Annotated in this window: 2 protein-coding genes; both read left to right on the forward strand. The window is 75.6% G+C overall.

The features are described 5' to 3' along the window. Window positions 1-11 precede the first annotated feature (11 nt). On the forward strand, window positions 12-1178 hold the full coding sequence (lgt, locus tag C1I95_RS33405) for a prolipoprotein diacylglyceryl transferase (protein ID WP_111220060.1): 1167 nt from the start codon (window positions 12-14) through the stop codon (window positions 1176-1178). 11 nt (window positions 1179-1189) lie between these two features. Beyond that, complete coding sequence (locus tag C1I95_RS33410) at window positions 1190-2377, forward strand: FAD-dependent oxidoreductase (protein WP_111220062.1); 1188 nt, start codon at window positions 1190-1192, stop codon at window positions 2375-2377. Window positions 2378-2386 lie beyond the last annotated feature (9 nt).

Consider the following 2386-nt stretch of genomic DNA (forward strand, 5'->3'; position numbering starts at 1 on the left):
CCTTTGCACCCGTGAGTCTCGCCTCGCCAATGCCACTGGCCGCCCTTCCCAGCCCGAGCACCGCCGTCTGGCATCTCGGCCCATTCCCCCTGCGGGCGTACGCGCTGTGCATCATCGCCGGCATCGTGGTGGCCTGCTGGGTCACCGAGCGGCGGCTGCGTCAGCGCGGGGTCGCCCCCGGTGCGGTGCTCGACATCGCCCTCTGGGCGGTGCCGGCCGGCATCATCGGCGCCCGGATCTACCACGTGATCACCTCACCGGCGCCGTACTTCGGCACCGGCGGGGACTGGGTCAAGATCTTCTTCATCCACGAGGGCGGGCTCGGCATCTGGGGTGCGGTCGCCGGTGGCGCGGTCGGTGCCTGGATCGCCGCCCGGCAGTTGGGCATCCCGTTCACCGTGGTCGCCGACGCGCTGGCGCCGGGCCTGCCGCTGGCCCAGGCGATCGGCCGGCTCGGCAACTGGTTCAACAACGAGCTCTTCGGCGGGCCCACCAACCTGCCCTGGGGGCTGGAGATCCACCGGATGGACGGCGGCCAGGCGCTGCGCGACGAGACCGGCCGGCCGATCCTCGAGGAGGGGCTCTACCACCCGACCTTCGCCTACGAGGCGCTGTGGAACGTCGGGGTCGCGGCGCTGGTGTACTTCCTCGACCGCCGGCTGAAGCTCGGCCGTGGTCGGGCGTTCGCCCTCTACGTGATGGGCTACACCGCCGGCCGGTTCTGGATCGAGATGATGCGTACCGACGAGGCCAACACCATCCTCGGCGTACGACTCAACGTCTGGACCGCGGCGCTGGTGTTCCTCGGCGCGTTGATCTACTTCCTGCGGGTCCGCGGGCCGCGCGAGTACCTGATCCCGATCGGCGTGCCGGCCGCGACCGTGTCGCCGGCCGACTCCGACGTCTCCCAGGTCGACCTGTCGGCGAGGCAGGCCGCCGAGCCGGCCGCGCCCGAGGGGTACCGGGTGGTCAGCGAGGAGCAGTTCCAGCACTGGCGGGAGACCGGCGAGGCACCGCCCGAGCCGGCGGACGACGCCGACGGCGGGTCCTCGCTCGACGGGGAGCAGCCGGACGACGAGCCCGTGGCGGGTGACGTGGCGGGGGCCACCTCGGCCCGGATCGCCGACGGTGAGGCGACGGAGTCCGCGGCGGCCCGGCCCGCCGACCGCGACAGCTGAGGGGCGGCGCCATGCGGACCGCAGTGGTGGTCGGCGGTGGCCTCGGCGGCCTGGCGGTCTCCGGCGCGCTCGCCCGATCGGGCTGGCAGGTCACCCTCCTGGAACGGGCCGACCGGATCCGCCCCGAGCCGACCGCCGTCGTGCTCTGGCCCAACGGGGTCCGTGCCCTGCGCGCGCTGGACCTCGGCGCCGGCCTGGACGCGATCGCCACCCCGCTGCCCGACAGCGGCGTACGTCGCCCCGACGGGCACTGGCTGGTGCAGCCGCGGCAGACTCCGGCCGAGCGCCTTCCGGTCGTGGTGCACCGGGAGGACCTGCACGACGCCCTGATCGCGGGCCTGGGCGACCGGGTCGAGCTGCGTACCGGGGTGACCGTGCGGACGGTGCGGGCGGCCTCGGGGCTGCGCCCCGCGGTCGGTGACGGCCGGCACATGTTCGAGGCGGATCTGGTGGTCGCGGCCGACGGCACGGACAGTGTGGTCCGCCGTCAGCTCGCCCCCGAGGCGGGCGTGGTCAGCTCCGGGTGCGCCGCCTGGCGGGCGGTGATCCCCTGGTACCGGGCGCCGAGCCTGCCCGCCGGTGAACCCGTCGTTGGGGAGATCCTCGGCGCCGGCTACCGCTTCGTGGCCGCCTCGCTGGGCGAGCGCGGCTCCTCCGGCGCCTCCAGCCGGGGTGGCATCTACTGGATGGCCACTGCGGCCGGCGCGCCCCGACCCGAGCCGCCGGAGACCCAGCTGGGCCTGCTGCGCCGCTGGTACGCCGGCTGGCCCGCGCCGGTCGACGAGCTGCTGGCCGCCACCGACCCGGCCGACCTGGTGCAGCAGGAAATCCGTGAGCTGCGCCCGTTGCCGCGGGCGTACGGCTTCCCGGTCGGACCGGGCGGGGTGGTGCTGCTCGGCGACGCGGCCCACGCTATGCCGCCGCACCTCGGGCAGGGGGCCTGCCTCGCCTTCGAGGACGCCGCGACGCTCGCCGCGCTGCTGCGCGAATCGCGGCTGCCCGACGCGGTGGTCGCGTACGACCGGTCGCGCCGCCCCCGCGCCGCGGCCGTGGTCCGGCAGACCCGACGGATGTCGGCCGTGCTGCAGACCCGGGGCCGGCTGGCGTTGCGCGCCCGCGACGCCGCCCTCGGCACCATCACCCCCCGCCTGCTGGGCAGCGCCGCCGCCGTGGCCGCCCAATGGCGTCCCCCGTCCTGACCCCCGCGC

Source organism: Micromonospora craterilacus, assembly GCF_003236315.1.
In the GTDB taxonomy this organism is placed as follows: domain Bacteria; phylum Actinomycetota; class Actinomycetes; order Mycobacteriales; family Micromonosporaceae; genus Micromonospora; species Micromonospora craterilacus.

Coding starts and splice junctions, on each gene's coding strand:
- C1I95_RS33410 (WP_111220062.1), top strand. CDS start 1,190: ATGCGGACCGCAGTGGTGGTCGGCGGTGGCCTCGGCGGCCTGGCGGTC.